This is a genomic window from Arcanobacterium hippocoleae (assembly GCF_040360365.1).
Lineage (GTDB): Bacteria > Actinomycetota > Actinomycetes > Actinomycetales > Actinomycetaceae > Arcanobacterium_A > Arcanobacterium_A hippocoleae_A.
Genome location: NZ_CP136412.1, coordinates 963911 through 983565 on the forward strand (window position 1 = coordinate 963911; position 19655 = coordinate 983565).

The window sequence follows — 19655 nt, forward strand, 5'->3', positions numbered from 1 at the left end:
TTTCCTGCCTTCCCTCGTTCGCTGCACACCATTTTAACAGTCTAAATTGCGGCAAAATATTTCAGCACAAGCAGCGGACAATCACAGCTTGTTTCGCATTAATCTAGGTTTATATCTAGGTATAAACTTAGATATAAACACTTTTTCTTCAAAGAACATCTAGCTTTTCTGAATATTTGCTGAAAATTACGCGAATGTGATTGATTTACTATTAAACTGTTTTCGGTAATTTTTCATGAATTGTTTCGCTTCATTCGCGGTATGCGTATTTATCCGGCGCTGCATATTTTTGTACCGCGGGTATCGGCGTACATAACTGACGGTAAAATCCTCGCGAGTTCACGTAACTGGTTGCAGAATCGGCTTTGACGGCTCTTCACATTTTCTTTGTGTTAGTGGCATGAAAAAGCCGGTGTTTCTTCGGGTGGAAAGCAGTGTTTTTGCATAGATCAAGCCTGACCGCTGTGCAAAAACACCGCTTGGAACCCGGCCAAACCGGACCCAACTAACATAACCGATGGCAAAATCCGTATTTTTTAACGCAACTGGTGGCAAAATGAGCATTTTTAAGTAACGACGGGAGAGCCGTCGGAACTTTAAGCTCGTGACCAGTACAAACGCAAGCACTTTCAACGGCAATAATTGCAGCCTGAGTTCCCGCCACCACTTACGTAACAAACCTGAGTTCCTGCCGTCGCTTACGTAGCGTAAGCGCGGGAAAGCTGCATTCTTGGCATGCACATTATTCACGATAACACCGCAAATCGGTTCACTATCAGAAAAAATCGGCTTACCGTCAAGGAATCGGTTCGCTATCCGGAAATCTGGAATTAGTTCAGCACACTTTGAATTTGATTCCGCAAACTCCGGCGCGCACTGCGAATCTGGCGCATAGATTCACCACGTAAGTTGAAATACACAATTTCCACTCCATTCGGCGGCTGCGCAAAAAATCTTCCAATTGGGAAAAACTTCCGGTAAACTCACGGAATTTCACTTTTGCACCAAGTGCCTGGGCATACCGGCGAAAATCAAATTCTTTTGCGGTACGGAAAACCCGTTCAAACACTGCTTCATCACCATCGCCGTATTCGAGCGTGGCGAAAATCGATCCTCCGCCGTCATCAAGCACCACCACCTGCAAATCTAATTCACGATTTTCTCCGCTGGTTTTCACAAGCGAACCAAGATCGTGAATAAAAGCAAGATCGCCGACGGCAGCGCGCACCGGCTCACGCCGCGCATATGCAATACCGATTGCTGTTGAGATATTACCGTCGATACCGGCAAGTCCGCGGTTTACATACACTTCTTGGCGCGCACAGCTGCCGTAAAGATTTACTTCGCGAATAATCGAAGATGCAGCGTAAAAAGTCGGAGTCGAGCTGTTCGCAAGTGCGATGGCGATTTCCGTTTGCCCGAGCCGCGGCGGCTTTTCAGCCGCTTTTCGTTTCATATCCTGCAGATTCGCAGCGCTTTCAGCAGATACAGCCGCAGCGTTTTCAGCATTCACCCTCTGCGCCGTATCACCGGCTGGAAGCTGCGCAAGATGTTTCGCAATTATCCGCCGCGCCTGGAGAGAAGCACGCTCCCACTTTTTGTACCAGTCTAAATCTGCCGTCAAATATGCACCAATATCGGCAAGATTAATAATCTGCGCCGCATGACCGCTGATATCGGTGAAAGTGGGCGGTTCATCTACCGCAATTACTTCGACATCATCACGGGAAAGTAATGCACTCACTTCACGTGTCAGTGTTGGATGCCCAACCATAATTACCCGTTCGATTTGCGAACCAAGACTGCTGTGAAGCAGCTGCGGATAAGCTATTATCGCCTGCGGAATCCGGCGCAGAGCACTTCCCGGTTCAGCAAGTACTGGAATCTGCCCAATTTGCGGCAGAAAATGCTGTACAAATTCCGCAGTTTTTTCAAGCGGCGAGGGGCCGGCAACAATTACCGTGAGTTTTAAGATGCCGGCAAGTTTCGGATTTAGTTTGCACTGCACAGGTGCTGCGAATTGCGTCTGCGCCGTCATCCTTTCAGCCGCAAAATCAGCAGCACCGCAGTTATCAAAATCATTACTTCCCTCCGGAAGCGGAAAACTGCTGTGCTTGCGGGATGCAAGATTCCATGGTGCGGCAGTATGCAGCGGCGGGGCAAAAGCAGCATTAAGCTGCACCGGACCCGGACCTTGCGCACCGGAAAACCCAATCCCGAGCGCGCTGCGTACAACGCGCCGAACCTGATTCCGCACTGCACGCATATCGGATATTCCTGCCGGCAAATCAACCAATTTCCGAACTGACCCGCGCAAAATCTGTGTTTGATCCGTGGTTTGCGTAGCACGCACCCCGCGCAGCTCATGCGGCCGATCAGCACTGATTACAATCATCGGCACTGCCGAGCAGCAAGCTTCTTCAACTGCCGGATGCAGATTCGCCACTGCCGAACCGGATGTGGTGACGACGGCAGCAGGCTTGCCTGCTTTCCCCATTCCCAGCGCAATAAACCCTGCTACACGCTCATCAGTTTCCACGTATAAATCAAGTATCCCCGCCGCTTCAGCCTGCGCAAGTGCAATCGCAAGCGGTGCAGAGCGCGATCCGGGACAGAGGATAAATTGGCGAATTCCCAGCCGAACTGCCGTCGCAATAATCTCCCGGGCGACGGAAGCAGAAAGTTCAATGACAGGAGTTTGCGCGTGGTTTTGGATCATTGGCACACTTCCATAAAAATCATCACAGATATAAATAACGATTAACGCCGAATTGAAGTTTACCCTCAGGCTAATCGATACGCCATCAGAGATGAACTCACATCCAGGAAATTCCGGCTGTGTTTTTTGCACAGCCGAAAGGCAGCAGCTGAACGATTCGAAGTTACCTAAAATTTTATTGTTACCTGAATCTTATCTTTACCTGAATCTGCCGGTATTTGTCTGCCGTCATTAAAAACCGGCGAAAACTCGGCTTAGCGTTTGAAAACTCGGCTTAGCGTTTTCAGCACCAAGTATTATTTACCGTTATCAGGTATTCACACTCATAAAATATTCACGCTCATACAGCATTCACGCTTACAGCTGGATGAAATTACCCGAATCACAGCGACGCCAATTTTAGGTGCAAATCTTTCCCGACCCATCCGTGTTCGCGGCAATACTCCCAAACTTCAGTAATCCGCTGCTGCCATTTTCGCCAAGTCGCAATACTCGGCAGCGGTGCTGAAAGTTTTTCACCATTAACTGAAACGGCAGAATATTCACCCCTTGATTCCCTGCCGCGATACGCTGCCAGCAATAAATCCGGGGTTACCTCCCGCACTATCAGCTTTCCCCGCGTGCAATCAACGGATGCGGGGTGACGTCACCGGAAAAAGTTTTGCCGTACCCAGCCCGCACGCGTAGCGTAAATTCGGAAGCGCTCCCGCCAGATGCAGGCCGCTTGCCAAACCGAGAGAACTTTCAAGCGCCGAACTAACCGCAGCCGGCATTTCAATTTCCTGAAGCAGCTCAAGCACAGCCCGCACACCCCCCAACGGTTGGTTTTTCACAATTATTAAGTCGGCAGCTTCTTGCGCACGTACCCGGAACGGATCTTCTGCGCGGCGAATCGACTCATCAGCAGCAATTTTAATTTGCGGATACCGCCGGCGAATTGCCGCTAAATCTACCACTTCCATACAGGGCTGTTCGGCGTATTCAAGCCCGCCGGCAGCTCGATGATACTGCGGTAAAAGCTCAAGCGCCGTTTGCAAATCCCAACGCCCATTCACATCAATTCGAATCTTCGCATTCTTCCCCAACGCGTCCCGTACAGCAGCAAGCCGGTTTAAATCGTCTTTCGGGTCTTGCCCGATTTCAGCCACTTTTACTTTTGCAGTATCCGCTCCCAAACCAAGCGCAATCTGTGCAGCTTCCGCGGCGCCAACCGCTGGAACAGTTACATTTACTGCGATTTCGCTGCGCTGCACGTTCACAGGTCCGTTTATTGCCGTATCCAATGCTCCCAGCAGCCAGCGCGCACTATATTTTGTACTGTAACCCCAAAAAGGTGAAAATTCGGCCCATCCGGCCGGACCATGCAGCAGCACACCGTTACGCACGGTAATTCCGCGAAATTGTACGCGCATTTCAAGCTCGTATATGAATGCCTGAATCTCACCTTGCTCCGCTGCGAGTCTGGTAAATACACTCGGCTGAAAAATTGTTTTGCCCATGAAACCAGCATAGCTGGCACAATAGAACTATGAATAAAGCAGTATTTACTCCGCTCCCAAAGCAATGTTCCGAAATTTTCGATCCGCGCAAATGGCGTGCCGTTCCTGGTTTTCCGGATTCCGATATCACTTACCATCGCGGCACAGCCCGCGAATTTGCTGCCGACGGCACAATAATTTCGGAGCATGACCTGCCAGTGGCAAGAATCGCATTCAACCGCCCGGAAGTTCGCAACGCTTTCCGGCCGGAAACTGTAGATCAGCTCTACCGCGCGATTGACCATGCCCGCTTGACCGGCGAAATTGGAGCTGTAATTCTCACCGGAAACGGACCGTCGGAAAAGGATGGCGGCTGGGCATTCTGCTCAGGCGGAGATCAACGGATTCGCGGACGCGATGGCTACCGTTACAACGGCGCTGCAGGTGAACATGCAGAAAACAGCATGGGAGAAATCAGCTCCGATGAAACAGCGTTGCGTGCACAACATGCCCAGCTGCGCCGCGCCGCAAATCCTGCACGTGCCGGCAGGCTGCACATTCTCGAGGTCCAACGTTTAATGCGCACTTCCGGGATGGTGTTTATCGGCGCAATTTCTGGTTGGGCAACCGGCGGCGGGCATTCACTCAATGTGGTCTGTGATCTTTCCGTCGCTTCCCTTGAACATGCCCGTTTTATGCAGGTGGATGCGAATGTTGGTTCTTTTGATGCCGGCTACGGCTCGGCACTGCTCGCACGCCAGATCGGCGATAAACGCGCCCGGGAAATCTTTTTCCTCGCTCGGGAATATTCCGCAAAAGACGCAGAAAAATGGGGTGTGGTGAATGAGACTGTACCGCACACAGAATTGGAAGAAAAAGCTCTCGAATATGCACGGATTTTAGCAACAAAATCTCCGCAAGCAATCAGAATGCTGAAATTCGCATTCAATCTTGCCGACGACGGGCTTGCCGGACAGCAGGTTTTCGCCGGTGAAGCCACCCGGCTCGCCTATATGACTGCAGAAGCCCAAGAAGGGCGGGATGCTTTCCTGGAAAAGCGCAGCCCGGACTGGAGTGACTTCCCGTATTATGCATAGGATTCAGGTAATTGCGGATAAATTCCAAAAAAATACCAGCAACGGCAAACACGAAATGATTGAAAATTCTCTTTGTACTGTAATCACTGCAGGGCGCAGCACTGCAGAACGATATTCGGCTGCAGCTGAAATTGCGCACGCCTATTATACCTGGCGTGAATGGCGTGACCAGCGGAAACAGCATGAATTTCTTGAGCGGCACCCAGATGAACCGATTCAAGATTTCCGATCCGGCAGCTGCAGTATCAACACCTGCCGCCATTCTGCGCCGCCGTCCCGCAAACCAATTTTCGTGGTCTCTCCTGAATCAGATCCGAATGAGTGTGCGAAAGAGGTTGCCAGGCTCGGGGTACCTTCCGGAACCGGCGTACTTCTGCGCACTTCCGGATCGACCTCCGGGCAGGGAAAAATTGTGGCGCTTTCGTGGGAAGCGCTTGAAGCATCCGCTGCAGCCGCACACGAGTATTTCGGCGGCGGCGGAGCTTGGATTAATGTGCTGCCGCTCTATCATATTGCCGGATTCCAAACGGTTTTCCGTTCGCTTTTTTCCGGATTTGAACCAATAATCGGCGACTTTACAACTTTCGCTGATTTTAAAGCAGCAACCGCTGCGAGTCCTGCCCCGCGACATTATCTTTCACAGGTACCGGCGCAGCTTGCACGCTTGCTTGCTTCTGTTCCTGCCGGCTCCCCGGAGAATCCCGGCGGCGCCAATAAAACCGCACAGCACGGTTCGGCAGAAAAATGCGGAATTGACGTAAATCTTGTTGGCGGATCTTCAATCAACATAGATTTGCTGCAGCGCGCAAACAAAATTGGAATGCGCACTGTTACCAGCTACGGCATGACTGAAACATGCGGCGGATGTGTGTACGACGGTCTTCCAATCGGCGATGTCCGGCTTTCGATTTCTCGGAGCGGGCAAATTTCGATTTGCTCAAAAGTGGTTTCGCTGGGATATTTGGGAAATCTTGCCGCACCAGATTTTTCCGAAGATCACGACGGCATGCGCTGGCACCACACCCGTGATTGGGGCGAGATTACACCTGCCGGCATCCTGCAGGTGAACGGCAGAATTGACGATGCAATCACTACCGGCGGACTAACTGTAATTCCGCAGCTAGTTGAAGATGCCATCGCCGCTTATTTTCATACACAATGCGTTGTGGTCGGAATTCCAAACAAAGATTGGGGAGAAGAAGTTATTGCAATCACTGCGCAGAAAATTCCGGCTGGCAGGGTGCGGGAATTTGTGAAAACACGATTCGAACACGGCTGGGAACCGCGGCAGGTTTATGCGCTTGCGGAAGTAATCAGCCCGCAGCCGGGGAAAATATTAATCGGCAGCTATCTTTTCCGCTAACTGCATCCGGAAAAATTAACCGCCGCGAGTTGGAAAAACTTGTAAATCACTTTCTTGAACGCAGCTCTATCCGATAATTTACCGAATGTGATTTTCCAGAATTCTGAATTAAACGAAAAATGCTTTTGTGAAAGAAATATTTATCCGATTGGATTCTTCAGCTGCAGAGAAAAGAATCGGCAGCTGACTATCTTGAAATCACAGCTGCGAATTACTGCGCGATTACGCTTGCAAACAGTTGGGCAATTGCAGTACCGCTATACTTAAAAGAAACAATTTTCGGAAAAGATGGAGAAATATGGCTACGTTTCATGATTGGGCCGAAGGAGCGCGGGTACGCACGCTTCCTGCAGCAATCGCGCCAGTAATTGCCGGAGCAGGCATCGCATTTTCTGAGGGCAAATTCTCGTTAATCCGCACGATTCTCGCTGCTGCTGTCGCGCTAATGCTGCAAATCGGCGTCAACTTCGCAAACGATTATTCCGACGGAATCCGCGGCACTGACCAATTCCGTTCCGGTCCGCCGCGTCTCACCGGCGGCGGAAAAGCCAGCCCGAAAACAGTATTCCGTGCAGCTCTTATTTCTTTCGCACTCGCTGCCGGATTCGGTGTCATTCTCGTTGCAGTTTCCGGAACATGGTGGCTGATTTCCGTCGGTGCTGCCGCAATCATCGCAGCATGGTTTTATACTGGCGGCAAACATCCTTACGGGTACAGCGGATTGGGTGAACTTTTTGTCCTGATTTTTTCGGCTATACGGCAACCGTCGGCACTGTTTACACCCAAAGTCTCACAATGCCGTATCTTGCCTGGATTGCCGGCACTGGAATTGGTTTGATTGCCTGCGCGCTGCTGATGGTGAACAATATCCGCGATATTCCAACCGATGAACTCTCAGGTAAACGTACGCTCGCTGTGCGCCTTGGTGCGAAACGCGCCCGAATTGTTTACTTCGCATTGCTGATAATCCCGTTCCTGTTGCTTGTGATTGGTTTCTTCCCGAAATATCCGATTATGCTCGGCGCTTTACTGCTTCTGCCGTGGGCGACGGAAATCGCGAAGCCGGTAATTCGCGGAGCAAAAGGACGCGATTTGATTTCCGCTCTCCGCCAAACTGGTTTCTACGAGATCGGGTATGCTCTGATAATCGCCGTCGGCATTATAATTGAAGAATTAACAGAGCTCGGAGCGCTAATCGGCACTGCTGTTGCGCTGATGGTCAGCGTATTCTGGCTCGCTTTCGAAATCACTTCGCACACAAAGCGGTTCCGGGGCCGTAACCTGCAAAATGTTGGCCCGCACCGGAGGCAAAAATATGCAAAACAGGCAAATTTACGGAAAATATTATCGCGGAATTCACGTCCGTTCAAGAAAGGGCCGCGTTCTTCACGAATCCAAAACCGTCGCCGAAAATAGTATTCACCGCATATTCTCCGCGGTTTAATCATGTTTTCTTCCGCAGAATCCGGAAAATACCTTGCCCTTGGCGAAAAATCTTTGCGCCAATAGCGTTCCGCTGCCGATTTCCCTTAGAATTTCCCTATGCCTCGTATTCTTTTAGTTTTAATCCTTTTGGCAATGACGATTTATTCGCTGATTGATTGCGCCCGCACCGACGAATCTGCGATGCCGGCGCGTATTAAGAAACCAATCTGGATTGCGGCAATAATCATAGTTCCGATTCTCGGACCGGCGCTGTGGCTAATTTTTAAAACACAGAAAATGCTCAAAACCGACTCGGGTTTCGGTACGGCAAATATTCCGGGAAAACTGCGGAAACACGGAAATTCCGAACCGTCTGGTCCGCTTGCACCAGATGATGATCCGGATTTTCTCTCCCGCCTTGAAGCGCAAAACCGCCGCCGCCAATACGAACAGAAAAAGCGGAAGAGCACCCCGAACAAGCAAAGCGCAAGAAACAGCATCCTGACGATGACGAAAAACCGCAAGGTTTATATCGTTAGAATGGCTATATCGTTAAACTAGCTGTTTTCTTACGCAAATCTTTCAGTTCCGTGAGGTTTTCTTCGCGGCAGCTGAAGTGCCCGGAACCATGTCGGCTGCGGCTGCCAGCAGGTGCGCGGCAGGCTCCCAGTAATTCAATGCCGTGAGCCGATTTCCTGCAAAAACTAAAGATGTGCATGATGCGAGAGAACATTCGCGTTTCCCTGGATGATGTGCAAGCGGTTTTCTTTCAATAAACCGCCGTATCGTCCAAATCGGCAGCTGGTGTGAAACAAGTACTGCTTCGCCGCCGCGCGCAGTCTCAAGAGCAAAACGAATCGCACGGCTCATTCGCGCCGCAACTTCAATATATGGTTCTCCCCATGAAGGCTGGAATGGGTTTCGATACCAAGACCAATACTTCGGATGAGCCAGTAGAAAAGGATTGTTGTTTACCTGCAAGCCTTCGAACTTATTATCTGCTTCGATTAAATCTGCGTTTTTCTGAATTTTCAGTCCGAAAGCCTGCGCTGTCGGTGTGCCCGTCTCTACCGCACGTTCGAGCGGAGAAGTGATGACGGCACGCACATCATGCCCTTCCGATTTGAATACTTTACCGAGTTCCTGCGCCATTTCTCTGCCAAGATTGGTGAGGTGAAAACCGTCGCGACGGCCATAGAGCACCCCGTCAGGGTTGTCTACTTCACCGTGCCGTACGAGATGTACGGTGGTTAATATTGGCGAATCTACATCTTCAAAACCGGACTGCATTTAGTTTTCCTTATTTAACAGTGCCTGACGGCTGCGAGAACTTCTTATCCTGAATCATGCCAATGCGCTCTCCGTGAATACAGATACCGCCGTATCTGTGCAATAAATACCGGAGAACGCAAAACCATGCTGTTCCTAACTTACCTGAATCAAACCAGCTTCGCTGCCAATCTGCCAAATTCAAGCGCCTCTTTCTGTGTAAGACGTTCAAAAAGATGCCGGCGAACCGATACCACATGATTCGGCGCAGCTTCTTCAAGACGTTTAAATCCAGCAGCAGTCAGACAGCAAATAATTCCCCGCCGATCTTCATTACATCGGCAGCGTTCAACAAGACCTGCATTCTCAAGCCGCTTCACGGTATGCGTAAGTCTTGAACGCGAGTGCACGACAGCTTCCGCGAGATCAGACATTCGCATCTTCCCGTCTTCTGTTTCACTAAGGTGCACCAGAATATCGTACTCATTGATTTGCAGTTCATTATCAGATTCAAGATCGGCGCTAATGCGCTCAAACATTATTGCAGTACCGCGCAAAATGCTCCGCCACGCCTGCTGTTCAGCATTGTTGAGCCACGGAACATTCTCGTTATTTGCCACGCTAAACCTCTTTCTATCATCTGCCAACATCGTACTGATGTACTTGTACTCATGTACTGCATCGCCGCTAACGTCAGCATTTACCGCATCCTGCTCGGCGTGACCGAACAGTGTTCAGTAATATTCAGTTGCGGCTGTGCAAGAAAATGTCACGAAACTTATCCCGTGTATCTCCGCTTTTAAAAGAAGCAGGAACGGCAGGAAAACAGTTTCAGTAAATAAGCTTCAATAAATAATAACTTAGCAGGTAAATGCAAAATTAGGACCAGACTATGGAATGAATCGTTCACCTAAATTCTACTTACCGGATACCTGATCTTATTAAATTGTTTTAGAGCCGATTCGTATTGCGGCTTATCGGTAAAGCGCGCTGCTGAAGCTGGGAGTACTTGCGTAACCGTTACCATTTTCCGTTTGCCCGGTGTATGTACTGTTATCGATAAAATGAATCGCAAACAGCATCAGTCAGCTTTGCGAAAAAGGAATCAGCACCGCCAACAAGCCGAGATACAGCTTGGAAGCAGCATATTATTACCGCTTATTACCGCTGCCTGGTTCTGAGTCTAGTCTGGATTTGTTAAAAATGAATATAGCAAAAGTTGCGGGTCCCGCAACGAGATCCGCAACTTGAAACTATTCAATGGCTGTGCCTTGAAATGCTGCTAAAGCTAAAGCGCGCTTACTTCTTGTTACGACGCTGATGACGTGTCTTGCGTAAAAGCTTGCGGTGCTTCTTCTTTGACATGCGCTTACGACGCTTCTTAATTACGGAACCCAAAGTTCACCTCCACGATTGTATTGCTTGAACAGAAAGTCCAAAACATATTGACCAAATCAAAAAGATTCAACAATTAGCTATGCTACCAAAGGTTTGGGCAGTGTTAAGAATTAGCCGAGAATTGTGCGTCTAATCGCTTAATTTACGGGGATGCTGATTCGTTACGTAACTGGCAGCGGGATGCGGAAAATTTTACGTAAGCCGCAGCGGGAAGTCAGTTATGTTACGTAAGCGGCGGCAAGAACTCAAGATGCAATTATTTCCGGCAGAAGCCTTTGTGTTTATGCTGTTCACAGGGTTAAGGTAACGACGGCTCTCCCGTCGTTAATCAAAACCGCGCATTTTGCCGCCAGTTACGTAAGCCGGTACTCGTAGCATAAACAAAAATGTGAAGCGCCGACAACTCCGAAACTGCAGAAAGTTTAACTAATTCAGGGGCAGACTTGAGTTATCTCAGGTCCGCCCCCAAATTTTTCTTAAATTATGAAACCATATCCGCAGTTAATGCAAAACTGACATAAATTCAGCAATCTAAAATTAAGCTGAAAACCAGTCCGCATTTCACAAGCCTGCTTTACTCAGCTGCTGCAGTTTCGGCTGCTTCGCCTTCTTCCGGTACGTCAAGCTGCGGAACAGCCACAACTACCACCGGTTCTTCCGCATCAGAGATTGCTTCCACATCTGCCGGAAGTTTCAAATCTGCCACCCGGATTGTGGTGCCGTCTTCAAGACCTTCCACATCTACCACAATGTTTTCCGGAATCTCAATTGCGGGAACCATCACGTCAAGCGTCATGAGTTCGACGGAAGCCACCGCGCCTCCTACAGGTTCGCCCTCAAGAATCACCGGCACATTCACTTCGACTTTCTGCTTTGCATCAACACGCAGGAAATCAAGATGCTCAATAATGCGCGAAAGCGGGTTGCGCTGAATATCTTTCACAAGCGCGAGTTCGATTTTACCTTCAACATCAATCTTCAGCAGTGCGTTCGCATTGTAACGCACATGCATGTAAATCTCGTGTGCATCAAAGTGGATATGCGCCGGTGCTTCATCTCCGCCGTAAAGCACTGCCGGGGTGCGGTCATCCCGGCGCAGCTGACGGGAAGCCCCTTTTCCAAATTCGTTCCGTACTTGCGCTTTAATAGTAGCTACCATTTTGGTTATCTCCTTTTCGAATTTTATTGAAACCGCCTCGAACGGAGACTACATCCGAAAAGATATAGACAACCGCGTCGATTACGGAATATGCCAACCGTCTTGCAGGTTGGTCATTTGCAGCACTGCGCACATTTCTCAGGATTATCTTTAAAAAAGCAAATGTGCACTTTCTGCGATTCCCTCGCCGAGGCAACCCGCTAATTTTATCCCGATTTTTTGCGAAAAACCAAGCTTTTCTGCAGAAGCTGTGCGCAAACACATACCCGTCTGGAGATAGTTAATATCCGGCAGAAATCTAACTGCAGCATGAAATCGCGATAAATAACGACGGCACCGCAGAATAGATCGGGTGCCGTCGTGAATATAAATAGTGATTAAAATTTTTTGTTCGCGCTTTAGTTTCGAATCAACACAACTTAGTAGGCTCCGTCGAACAGTGAAGTCACCGATCCGTCGTTGAATACTTCTTCAATCGCATGTGCAATTACCGGTGCGATTGAAAGTACTGTGAGCTGTTTGAAACGTTTTTCCGGACCGATTGGGAGCGTATCGGTCACGACTAGTTCACGCAGCCCAGATTCAGACAAGCGCTGCACGGCAGGATCAGAGAGCACGCCGTGCGTAGCGGCAACGATTACGTCTTTTGCGCCAGCTTCGAGCACTACATTTACGGCGCCCACGATTGTGCCTGCCGTATCAATCATATCGTCGACGATGATTGCGGTACGTCCGGAAACATCACCCACCACGCGGTTTGCTACCGCTTGATTCGGACGGGTAATATCACGAGTCTTATGCACGAATGCGAGCGGAATTCCGCCAAGGCGCTTCCCCACTGTTCAGCAACTTTAATTCGCCCTGCATCTGGGGAAACGATTACCGAGGAAGCCGGATCTACCCGAGTGCGCACATAGTCAACAAGCGTCGGCATTGCCCAAAGGTGATCGACCGGGCCGTCGAAGAACCCCTGGGTTTGTGCAGCATGTAAATCTACCGACATAATCCGTTCAGCACCGGCAGCTTTGAACAAATCTGCCATTAGCCGCGAAGAAATCGGTTCGCGTCCTTTGTGTTTCTTGTCTTGCCGCGCATAAGGGAACGACGGCACCACAACGGTGATTCGTTTTGCAGAAGCCCGCTTCGCCGCGTCAACCATGATGAGAGTTTCCATCATCCACTTATTAATTGGGCAAGACATTGCCTGCATGATAAACACATCCGTACCACGCACAGATTCATCAAACCGGACATAGATTTCGGAATTTGCGAAATCGTATGCAGTGATTGGCAGCAGCTCAATCCCAAGCTCTTTGGCAACAGCTTTTGCAAGATCCGGATGTGCGCGCCCCGAAGCCAATACAAGATGCTTCTCGCCGCTGGTGTGGATTCCCGTCATCGTACGCTTCCCATTCTTTTGATTCTGATTGACAGTGTTTTCTTGCGGTAGAGCCGCGTACAATTTGGAGATTTGGAAAATGAATTCTCGGATTGTATTTGGCTGCCACCTTCAAGCCTAATACTTTCCGATCCGCACAATCTGCGGTACTGAAATTTGTTTTCCAATTTTAGTTTTGCGCAGCAACAGTATCTTCCGCAGCGTTTCCATGAAAACCGTGTTTGAAAATAGCTGATTCCGCTTATATTTTTCAGTAATTATTTTTTGAATTTTGGAATATTCTGCAGAGTAACCTGCGAAAGTGATGTGTGAAAAATATTTTTCAACAGTGAACACAGATTTTTCATCCGCCAGCTAACTTTCGCAAAATGAAACCGGAACGGTGAGAATGAAGAAAAGTTAAGCGGTGCGGAGCAGCTGCGCGAATAAAAAAATAGCGTCTTTGCTTTGAATCTGATGAGTGTGAAGCATTCTCAGGCATTAACACACTATCCTCCAAACGGAAAGACGCCGTAAAACTCAATGTTAAAGCTTTAAATATATTTTCAATACTTGGAAAGCTGAAACATTTCCGCTCCCCACAAGGATTCGAACCTCGAATAACGGTTCCAAAGACCGCTGTGTTGCCATTACACCATGGGGGAATACGTGCTCTATTGTGCCATTTTCTTCCCGCAAATTTCTAATCAATTCAAAAATGCAGCACGTGAGACTTCTCGCACCATTTGGAAAAATTAGTCAAATATGCCTGAAATATATTCTCGCCATCCTCCGTGATTCCCTGTTTTATCGGGTTTCTGCGCGATACCGCTCCGTGCGGTTTAGAACGACGGCTGACCGCGGAGCTGAAGAAAAAATTCTTATTTGTGACAGATATCTAGCAGCTGGGTTTCATCTCAGCTTGGGAGAGGCGGAATCTGGCGGCTGCAGCATCAGAACACACGCCCTGGTCCAGAAGAACAAATAATCGAACTAATCAATAGCAATTGATGCAACCGCCAATAGCACGCTACCAGCCGGGATACCCTCTGCTAGTTAAGATTTTTCGCGCCGAAACATAGACCAAAGTGAAGTGGCGGGATACCTTGCTAGCTGAGATACAGGTGTATAGTAAAACCGAAAGGTGCAATTTCTGATTTGGATGATTTGGAGAAGTGAACCAAAACAGAAAATCTACCTCTCATCTGAAAATGGAAACTGGAACTCACCGACACAAAATGATGCACCCAGATTCCCAAGAGTTACCAATTTTAAGCAATTAACATTAGTTCACGGATTAGTTTTAGATTCGTTCCACTAAAATTTTGAGGAGCACAATGACCTTACAAGCTGAATCCTTATATAAAGCTTTCGGTAAAACTCAAGCGTTAAACGGAATGAGTTTTACCGCGCACACAAACCAGATGTTTGGCTTTGTTGGATCAAATGGCGCCGGTAAAACTACTACCATGCGGATTATCCTCGGCGTGCTGAAAGCTGATTCAGGAAAAGCGCTCTGCAATGGAAAAGAAATCGATTTCGCTGCCCGGAAGCGTTTTGGATACATGCCGGAAGAACGCGGGCTATATCCGCGGATGAAAGTGCAAGAACAACTCGAATATCTCGCAAAATTACAGGGAATGAACAAAACAGATGCGCGAAATGCTGCACTTTATTGGACTGAACGGCTCGGCATAGCAGCTCGGCGCAAAGACCAGGTGCAAGCGCTTTCACTTGGCAACCAACAGCGCGTGCAGCTCTGTGCAGCTTTGATTCACGATCCGGACTATCTGGTATTAGATGAACCATTTTCCGGGCTGGATCCCGTCGCCGTCACCACGATGAGTGAAGTATTGAAAGAAAAAGTTGCGCAGGGTGCGACGGTGATTTTCTCTTCGCATCAGCTTGATTTAGTGGAACGAATTTGTGACCGTGTGGGAATCTGTTCGCAGGGTGCAATTGTTTCCGAAGGTACAATTGACGAACTTCGCCGTACTGAAGAGTTGATTTACGATATCACCGTAGATCCGCAAGACGCAGAAAACGTCGGCCGTATCTTGAACAGCTTAGGTACGCAGATTACAGCTGACGCAGCAAAATCGAACAGAATCCGTGCAGTCCTCCCCGTCGGCATGAGTGAACAGCAGGTGCTGCGAGCTGTGCTGGATATCGCACCGGTACGCAGTTTTGAACACTATCGGCCGCACTTAAACGAGCTCTTCTCGAACGTAGTATCAGTACCAAACAGTGAAGATAAATCAGGCAGCGGCGGGAAATCCAACGCAAAGAAGAAATCACGCGGTCTTGCAGGTCTGTTCGGAGGGAAGTAGAACTATGCTGAAACACATTATTTTCCGTGAGTTTAAGGTACTCGTAAATACAAAATCGCAAATTATCGGCACACTTTTTACGGTTATTTTGATTCTTGCCGCCGGTATAGCCGGAAAGTACTTTCTCGATCAAAATGCCGATGAAGATACCGCGAACTCACCTGTATCAAAAGCGGAAGCCGTTTCCTTGGCGCCGGAGATGAAAGATCTGGAACAGATTCTCGACAGCACCGGGATAGTGTCTGCCGAAGTAATCACAGCACAAAGCGACTATTCTCAGTGGTTGAAAGATGAAGCCAAAAAGATACTCCGTCCGCAGCTACAGTGGTTGCCGGCACGCTTGATGCACCAAAAATAATTCAATATGGGGATAGCAGCGCAATGAAATTACTGCCCAGGCAGTGAAGCAGGCGCTTACGCTCTATCATGTAAACGAAATTACCGGCGGAGTGAGCCAAGATCAAGCAGCAAAAATTGCAGCTGTGATGAATGTGCCGGTAACTATTGTGACCGGATCAAGCAATTTGATTGGCGAGAATCCAATCGGATTCTTTACCGCAGTTGCCGCACAGGTTTTGCTTTTCTTCGCGGTGATAACTGGTCTTTCAACCATTTCCATCGGTGTGGTTGAAGAGAAGAGTTCGCGCGTGGTAGAGATTCTGCTTTCGTCAGTACGTCCGCGTACGCTTTTACTCGGGAAAATTCTTGGTATTGGCTTATTTGTGCTCCTGCAGCTTGCATTATATATTTCCGCTGCAGTAATTTCACTGAAGATTTCCGGGCTTTGGATGGGATTTGAGATTTCCGCGCTCATTGTGTGGATGATTGTTTGGATCCTGGTTGGTTTCTTCATTTTTGTCACCATCTCCGGCGGTATCTCAGCTACGGTTTCCCGGCAGGAAGATCTTGGCGGAATCATTACCCCAATCACCATTGGCATGATGATTCCGTTCTATCTCGGAATGTATCTTGTTCCGGCGTTACCTGATTCGATTTGGACAAAAGTACTTTCAATGATTCCCGGATTCTCGTCGTTTATTATGCCGGCCCGGCAGGCATTCGACACGGTTGAAACTTGGGAATTATTCCTCGCAGCCGGCATTGGAATCGTTTGTTTACCGCTGCTTGCAGCTCTTTCCGGAAAAATTTATGAAAACTCGATTCTCCGGATGGGCAAGCGGGTATCTCTTCGCGAAGCATTGTCCAAAAAATAATTCGGATTCAGCTTTTCAGTGATTTTTCCGCACATCCCAAATATTGCGAGGAGCCGTCGGCGTTTGGATTAATTTCCAAAAACCGACGGCTCCTTGTTTTACGCGCGATTACAAATGCACGCAGCAATATTTTCCGGGTTCCAAGCTTACTTCTTTGCGTTTTCGTGGCGTTCAGCAACTTCTAAAAGCTGTTTAATTCCGGCGCGAAGTTGGATTTCTGCTTCCTGACTAAAATTCTCAAGGAATTCCCGCTGCACTTCCAACAGCGCCTGCATTGCATTATCAACGGCTTTAATCCCTTTCCGGGTAGCTTTCACATAGACTACACGGCGATCTTTCTCATCGCGATTACGTTTCACATAACCATGTTTTTCCATCTGATCAATCCGATTTGTAATCGTACCGGATGTGACGAGTGTTTCTGCCATTAACTGACCGGCAGTACGCTGATGCGGTTTACCTGCACGGCGTAAAGCTGCAAGCATTTCAAATTCCCACGTTTCGAGTTTATAAGCAGCAAAAGTAACCCGCCGAATCTGCTCCACATATCGCCCCAACCGCAGTAATCGCGAGAAAACAGCAAGCGGACGCGCATCGAAATCTGGACGCTGCTCCTCCCAGGCAGTAACTATATGGTCTACTTCGTCTTCCATTGTTTCTTGAACTTTAGCGTTTTCCGCAGACGCAAATTTTTCTGTAATTTCATTCAAACCATTCGCTTCATTCGCGCCGCCCAAATCAGGTGTTAGATTCGCTTTCATCTGCTAAACTCCCTGTTTATCTCATCTGCAAAATACTTTTTGAAATATATCTTGATTATCAAGATATCGGGATTGCCGCCGGAAAACAATACTTTTCCCAAATTCGGCCAGACCAGCCGGATTTTAACCCCAGCGCTCGATTTCCGCTGCTGCTTCCATCCACTCAGCCTCAAGCGTTTCAATTTCCGCAGCTATTTCCGCAATTTCACGGCCGATTTGCGCTAGTTGTCCGTAATCTCCGCTCATCGCAAATTCAGCTTGCCGTATCCCAAGCTCTTCCTTTTGCCGATTGAGTTTGGAAATCTTCCGCTCAGCACGTTCAAGAGCTTTGCGTGCAAGACGTTCTTTCGCAGCGTCCTTAGTATTTTCAACATCGTTCGAAATACTGCTTTCACAGTTAACTCCGCCGGCAGCACCGTTATTTCGTTTCACGACGGCAGTCGGATTTTCGAAAGCGGCGCTATTCTGCGAAAGTTCAAGATACTCATCTACTCCGCGGGGTAAATCACGCACTGTACCCCCAATTACCGCCAGCTGCCGATCAGTGATTCGTTCAAGCAAATACCGATCATGCGAAACCGCAATTAACGTTCCCGGCCAGGAATCAAGCAAATCCTCAATAGCTGCAAGCGTATCAGTGTCAAGATCGTTTGTTGGCTCATCAAGGAGCAGCACATTCGGCTCTGCCACCAGCAGACGTAAAAGCTGCAGCCGCCGGCGCTCGCCTCCTGATAGTTCAGCAACACGAGTCCATGCACGTTCACGGGTGAATCCCAGACGCTCTACAAGCTGTCCGGCACTTATTTCGTGTTTCCCGACAATCACATGCGGCGCAATATCCTGCACTGATTCCACTACCCGGCGATGCCCGATTTCGTCGAGTTCTTTCGTTTCCTGTGAGAGTGTTGCAAGTTCTACCGTTTTTCCGTGTTTTACTTTTCCCCGCTGCGGCTGCAGGGTGCCGTTAAGCAATCCGAGCAGGGATGATTTACCTGCACCATTCCGCCCGAGGATTCCAATCCGTTCCCCTGGCGCGAGACGCAGTGTCACATCATGCAATGTTAGCTGCTCGGATCCCGACCATCCGAAATCTACATTAATCAGGTCAATTACATCTTTTCCAAGACGTGCCGACGCCATTTTTGTTAGTTCGATTGTGTCCCGCGGCGGCGGCTCTGCCGCAATTAACTCGTTCGCAGCTTCAATCCGGAATTTCGGTTTTGAAGTGCGTGCCGGAGCACCGCGGCGCAGCCATGCAAGTTCTTTGCGCAGTAAATTTTCCCGTTTCGCTGCAGCTTGCTGCGCTAACCGTGCCCGTTCAGCCCGCTGCAGAATATATGCCGCATATCCGCCTTCATATACTTCCACATGCCCCGGCTGCGGCTTTTCCCTCCCGGACCGTCATTACCGGGAATAACCTCCCACATTTGGGTACAAACAGCGTCAAGAAACCAGCGGTCGTGCGTGACCGCCACTAACGCGCCGATTCCGCGGGCGAAACGCTGGTTTAAATATTGTGCAAGATAAGTGACTCCTTCAATATCGAGATGATTTGTTGGTTCGTCAAGCACAAGCACCTCAGCCGGTGTGCTCAAAGTTGCCGCGAGTGCTACCCGGCGGCGCTGCCCGCCAGAAAGTTCGCCCACTTTTGCTGCAAGCGGCACATCTGGAATCAGACCGGCATGAATCTCACGAATATTTGCCTGCGACGCCCATTCGAAAGATTCAATATCACCATGAATTGCCTGCTCAACAGTGTGTTCCGGATTTAGCGAATCTGTTTGTGTCAGATATGCAAAACGAGTGCCTCCGGCCATTGTTACCCGCCCGGTTTCCGGAGAAAGCCGGCGCATCATCAGCTTCAGCAGTGTTGATTTTCCGCCGCCGTTCGGCCCAACCACACCGATACGTGAGCCATCTTCCAGGGAAAGATTCACATTTGCGAGAATTGGGCGTGATCCGAGCGTAATTCCGATACTTTCAATATTTAAGATGTGTGCCATTTATTTCTTGCTCTGTATTCTCTTTGCTTTTAAATTCTCTTTACATTTATTTTGGTTTACG

The 19655-nt window shown here is 48.9% G+C and carries 15 protein-coding genes, 1 tRNA gene and 3 pseudogenes; 7 read left to right on the plus strand and 12 right to left on the minus strand.

Going from position 1 to position 19655, the window contains the following annotated elements; translation table 11 throughout:
- Positions 1–339: 339 nt before the first annotated feature.
- The 4 genes from RQN30_RS05055 to RQN30_RS05070 all read right to left on the minus strand — a co-directional run bounded on the left by RQN30_RS05055 (position 340) and on the right by RQN30_RS05070 (position 4218).
- Complete coding sequence (locus RQN30_RS05055; protein ID WP_353061536.1) at positions 340–678, minus strand: hypothetical protein; 339 nt, start codon at positions 676–678, stop codon at positions 340–342.
- Positions 679–835: 157 nt separating this feature from the next.
- Positions 836–2719: a 2-succinyl-5-enolpyruvyl-6-hydroxy-3-cyclohexene-1-carboxylic-acid synthase gene (menD, locus tag RQN30_RS05060; RefSeq protein WP_353061771.1), complete on the minus strand. Its 1884-nt coding sequence runs from the start codon at positions 2717–2719 to the stop codon at positions 836–838.
- A gap of 382 nt (positions 2720–3101) precedes the next feature.
- Entirely contained in the window at positions 3102–3323 is a 222-nt protein-coding gene (locus tag RQN30_RS05065; protein WP_353061537.1) for a hypothetical protein, read from the minus strand.
- Positions 3324–3345: 22 nt separating this feature from the next.
- Entirely contained in the window at positions 3346–4218 is an 873-nt protein-coding gene (locus tag RQN30_RS05070; RefSeq protein ID WP_353061538.1) for an o-succinylbenzoate synthase, read from the minus strand.
- Positions 4219–4247: 29 nt separating this feature from the next.
- On the opposite strand from RQN30_RS05070, the gene RQN30_RS05075 reads away from it, so the two are divergent.
- From RQN30_RS05075 to RQN30_RS05090, 4 genes and pseudogenes are all read left to right on the plus strand, one after another.
- Positions 4248–5294 carry a 1,4-dihydroxy-2-naphthoyl-CoA synthase gene (locus RQN30_RS05075; protein WP_353061539.1) on the plus strand — a complete coding sequence of 349 codons (1047 nt, stop codon included), beginning with the start codon at positions 4248–4250 and terminating at the stop codon, positions 5292–5294.
- A 55-nt stretch (positions 5295–5349) separates the two neighbouring features.
- Positions 5350–6657, plus strand: coding sequence for an AMP-binding protein (locus RQN30_RS05080; RefSeq protein ID WP_353061540.1), 1308 nt, complete (start codon positions 5350–5352; stop codon positions 6655–6657).
- 298 nt (positions 6658–6955) lie between these two features.
- A pseudogene (locus RQN30_RS05085) lies at positions 6956–8073 on the plus strand (1,4-dihydroxy-2-naphthoate polyprenyltransferase).
- A gap of 126 nt (positions 8074–8199) precedes the next feature.
- Positions 8200–8643 carry a PLD nuclease N-terminal domain-containing protein gene (locus RQN30_RS05090; RefSeq protein WP_353061542.1) on the plus strand — a complete coding sequence of 148 codons (444 nt, stop codon included), beginning with the start codon at positions 8200–8202 and terminating at the stop codon, positions 8641–8643.
- Positions 8644–8664: 21 nt separating this feature from the next.
- On the opposite strand, the gene RQN30_RS05095 is transcribed toward RQN30_RS05090, so the two are convergent.
- From RQN30_RS05095 to RQN30_RS05120, 6 genes and pseudogenes are all read right to left on the minus strand, one after another.
- Positions 8665–9372 (minus strand): histidine phosphatase family protein, encoded by a 708-nt coding sequence (locus RQN30_RS05095; RefSeq protein ID WP_353061543.1) that lies wholly within the window; start codon positions 9370–9372, stop codon positions 8665–8667.
- A gap of 149 nt (positions 9373–9521) precedes the next feature.
- Positions 9522–9971, minus strand: a complete 450-nt coding sequence (locus tag RQN30_RS05100) for a MarR family winged helix-turn-helix transcriptional regulator (protein ID WP_353061544.1) — start codon at positions 9969–9971, stop codon at positions 9522–9524.
- Between the two features lie 679 nt (positions 9972–10650).
- Entirely contained in the window at positions 10651–10749 is a 99-nt protein-coding gene (locus RQN30_RS05105) for a 30S ribosomal protein bS22 (RefSeq protein ID WP_005504750.1), read from the minus strand.
- A gap of 574 nt (positions 10750–11323) precedes the next feature.
- Positions 11324–11908: a 50S ribosomal protein L25/general stress protein Ctc gene (locus tag RQN30_RS05110; RefSeq protein WP_353061545.1), complete on the minus strand. Its 585-nt coding sequence runs from the start codon at positions 11906–11908 to the stop codon at positions 11324–11326.
- 419 nt (positions 11909–12327) lie between these two features.
- Positions 12328–13307 (minus strand): annotated as a pseudogene (locus RQN30_RS05115) (ribose-phosphate diphosphokinase).
- Between the two features lie 572 nt (positions 13308–13879).
- A tRNA-Gln gene (locus RQN30_RS05120) sits at positions 13880–13950 on the minus strand.
- 673 nt (positions 13951–14623) lie between these two features.
- Here RQN30_RS05120 and RQN30_RS05125 point away from each other — a divergent pair.
- Genes RQN30_RS05125 through RQN30_RS05135 form a run of 3 tightly spaced genes read left to right on the plus strand, consistent with a single transcriptional unit; the run spans position 14624 to position 16830 of the window.
- Complete coding sequence (locus RQN30_RS05125; RefSeq protein ID WP_353061546.1) at positions 14624–15616, plus strand: ABC transporter ATP-binding protein; 993 nt, start codon at positions 14624–14626, stop codon at positions 15614–15616.
- Between the two features lie 4 nt (positions 15617–15620).
- Positions 15621–15974: a hypothetical protein gene (locus RQN30_RS05130; protein WP_353061547.1), complete on the plus strand. Its 354-nt coding sequence runs from the start codon at positions 15621–15623 to the stop codon at positions 15972–15974.
- A 43-nt stretch (positions 15975–16017) separates the two neighbouring features.
- The gene (locus RQN30_RS05135) at positions 16018–16830 is read left to right on the plus strand and encodes an ABC transporter permease (protein WP_353061548.1); all 813 of its coding nucleotides are present in this window, start codon (positions 16018–16020) and stop codon (positions 16828–16830) included.
- 146 nt (positions 16831–16976) lie between these two features.
- Here the strand turns inward: RQN30_RS05135 and RQN30_RS05140 are convergent, their stop codons facing one another.
- Together RQN30_RS05140 and RQN30_RS05145 are read right to left on the minus strand one after the other, a co-directional pair.
- Positions 16977–17591: a MarR family winged helix-turn-helix transcriptional regulator gene (locus RQN30_RS05140; RefSeq protein ID WP_353061549.1), complete on the minus strand. Its 615-nt coding sequence runs from the start codon at positions 17589–17591 to the stop codon at positions 16977–16979.
- A gap of 123 nt (positions 17592–17714) precedes the next feature.
- Positions 17715–19594, minus strand: a pseudogene (locus tag RQN30_RS05145) (ABC-F family ATP-binding cassette domain-containing protein).
- Positions 19595–19655 lie beyond the last annotated feature (61 nt).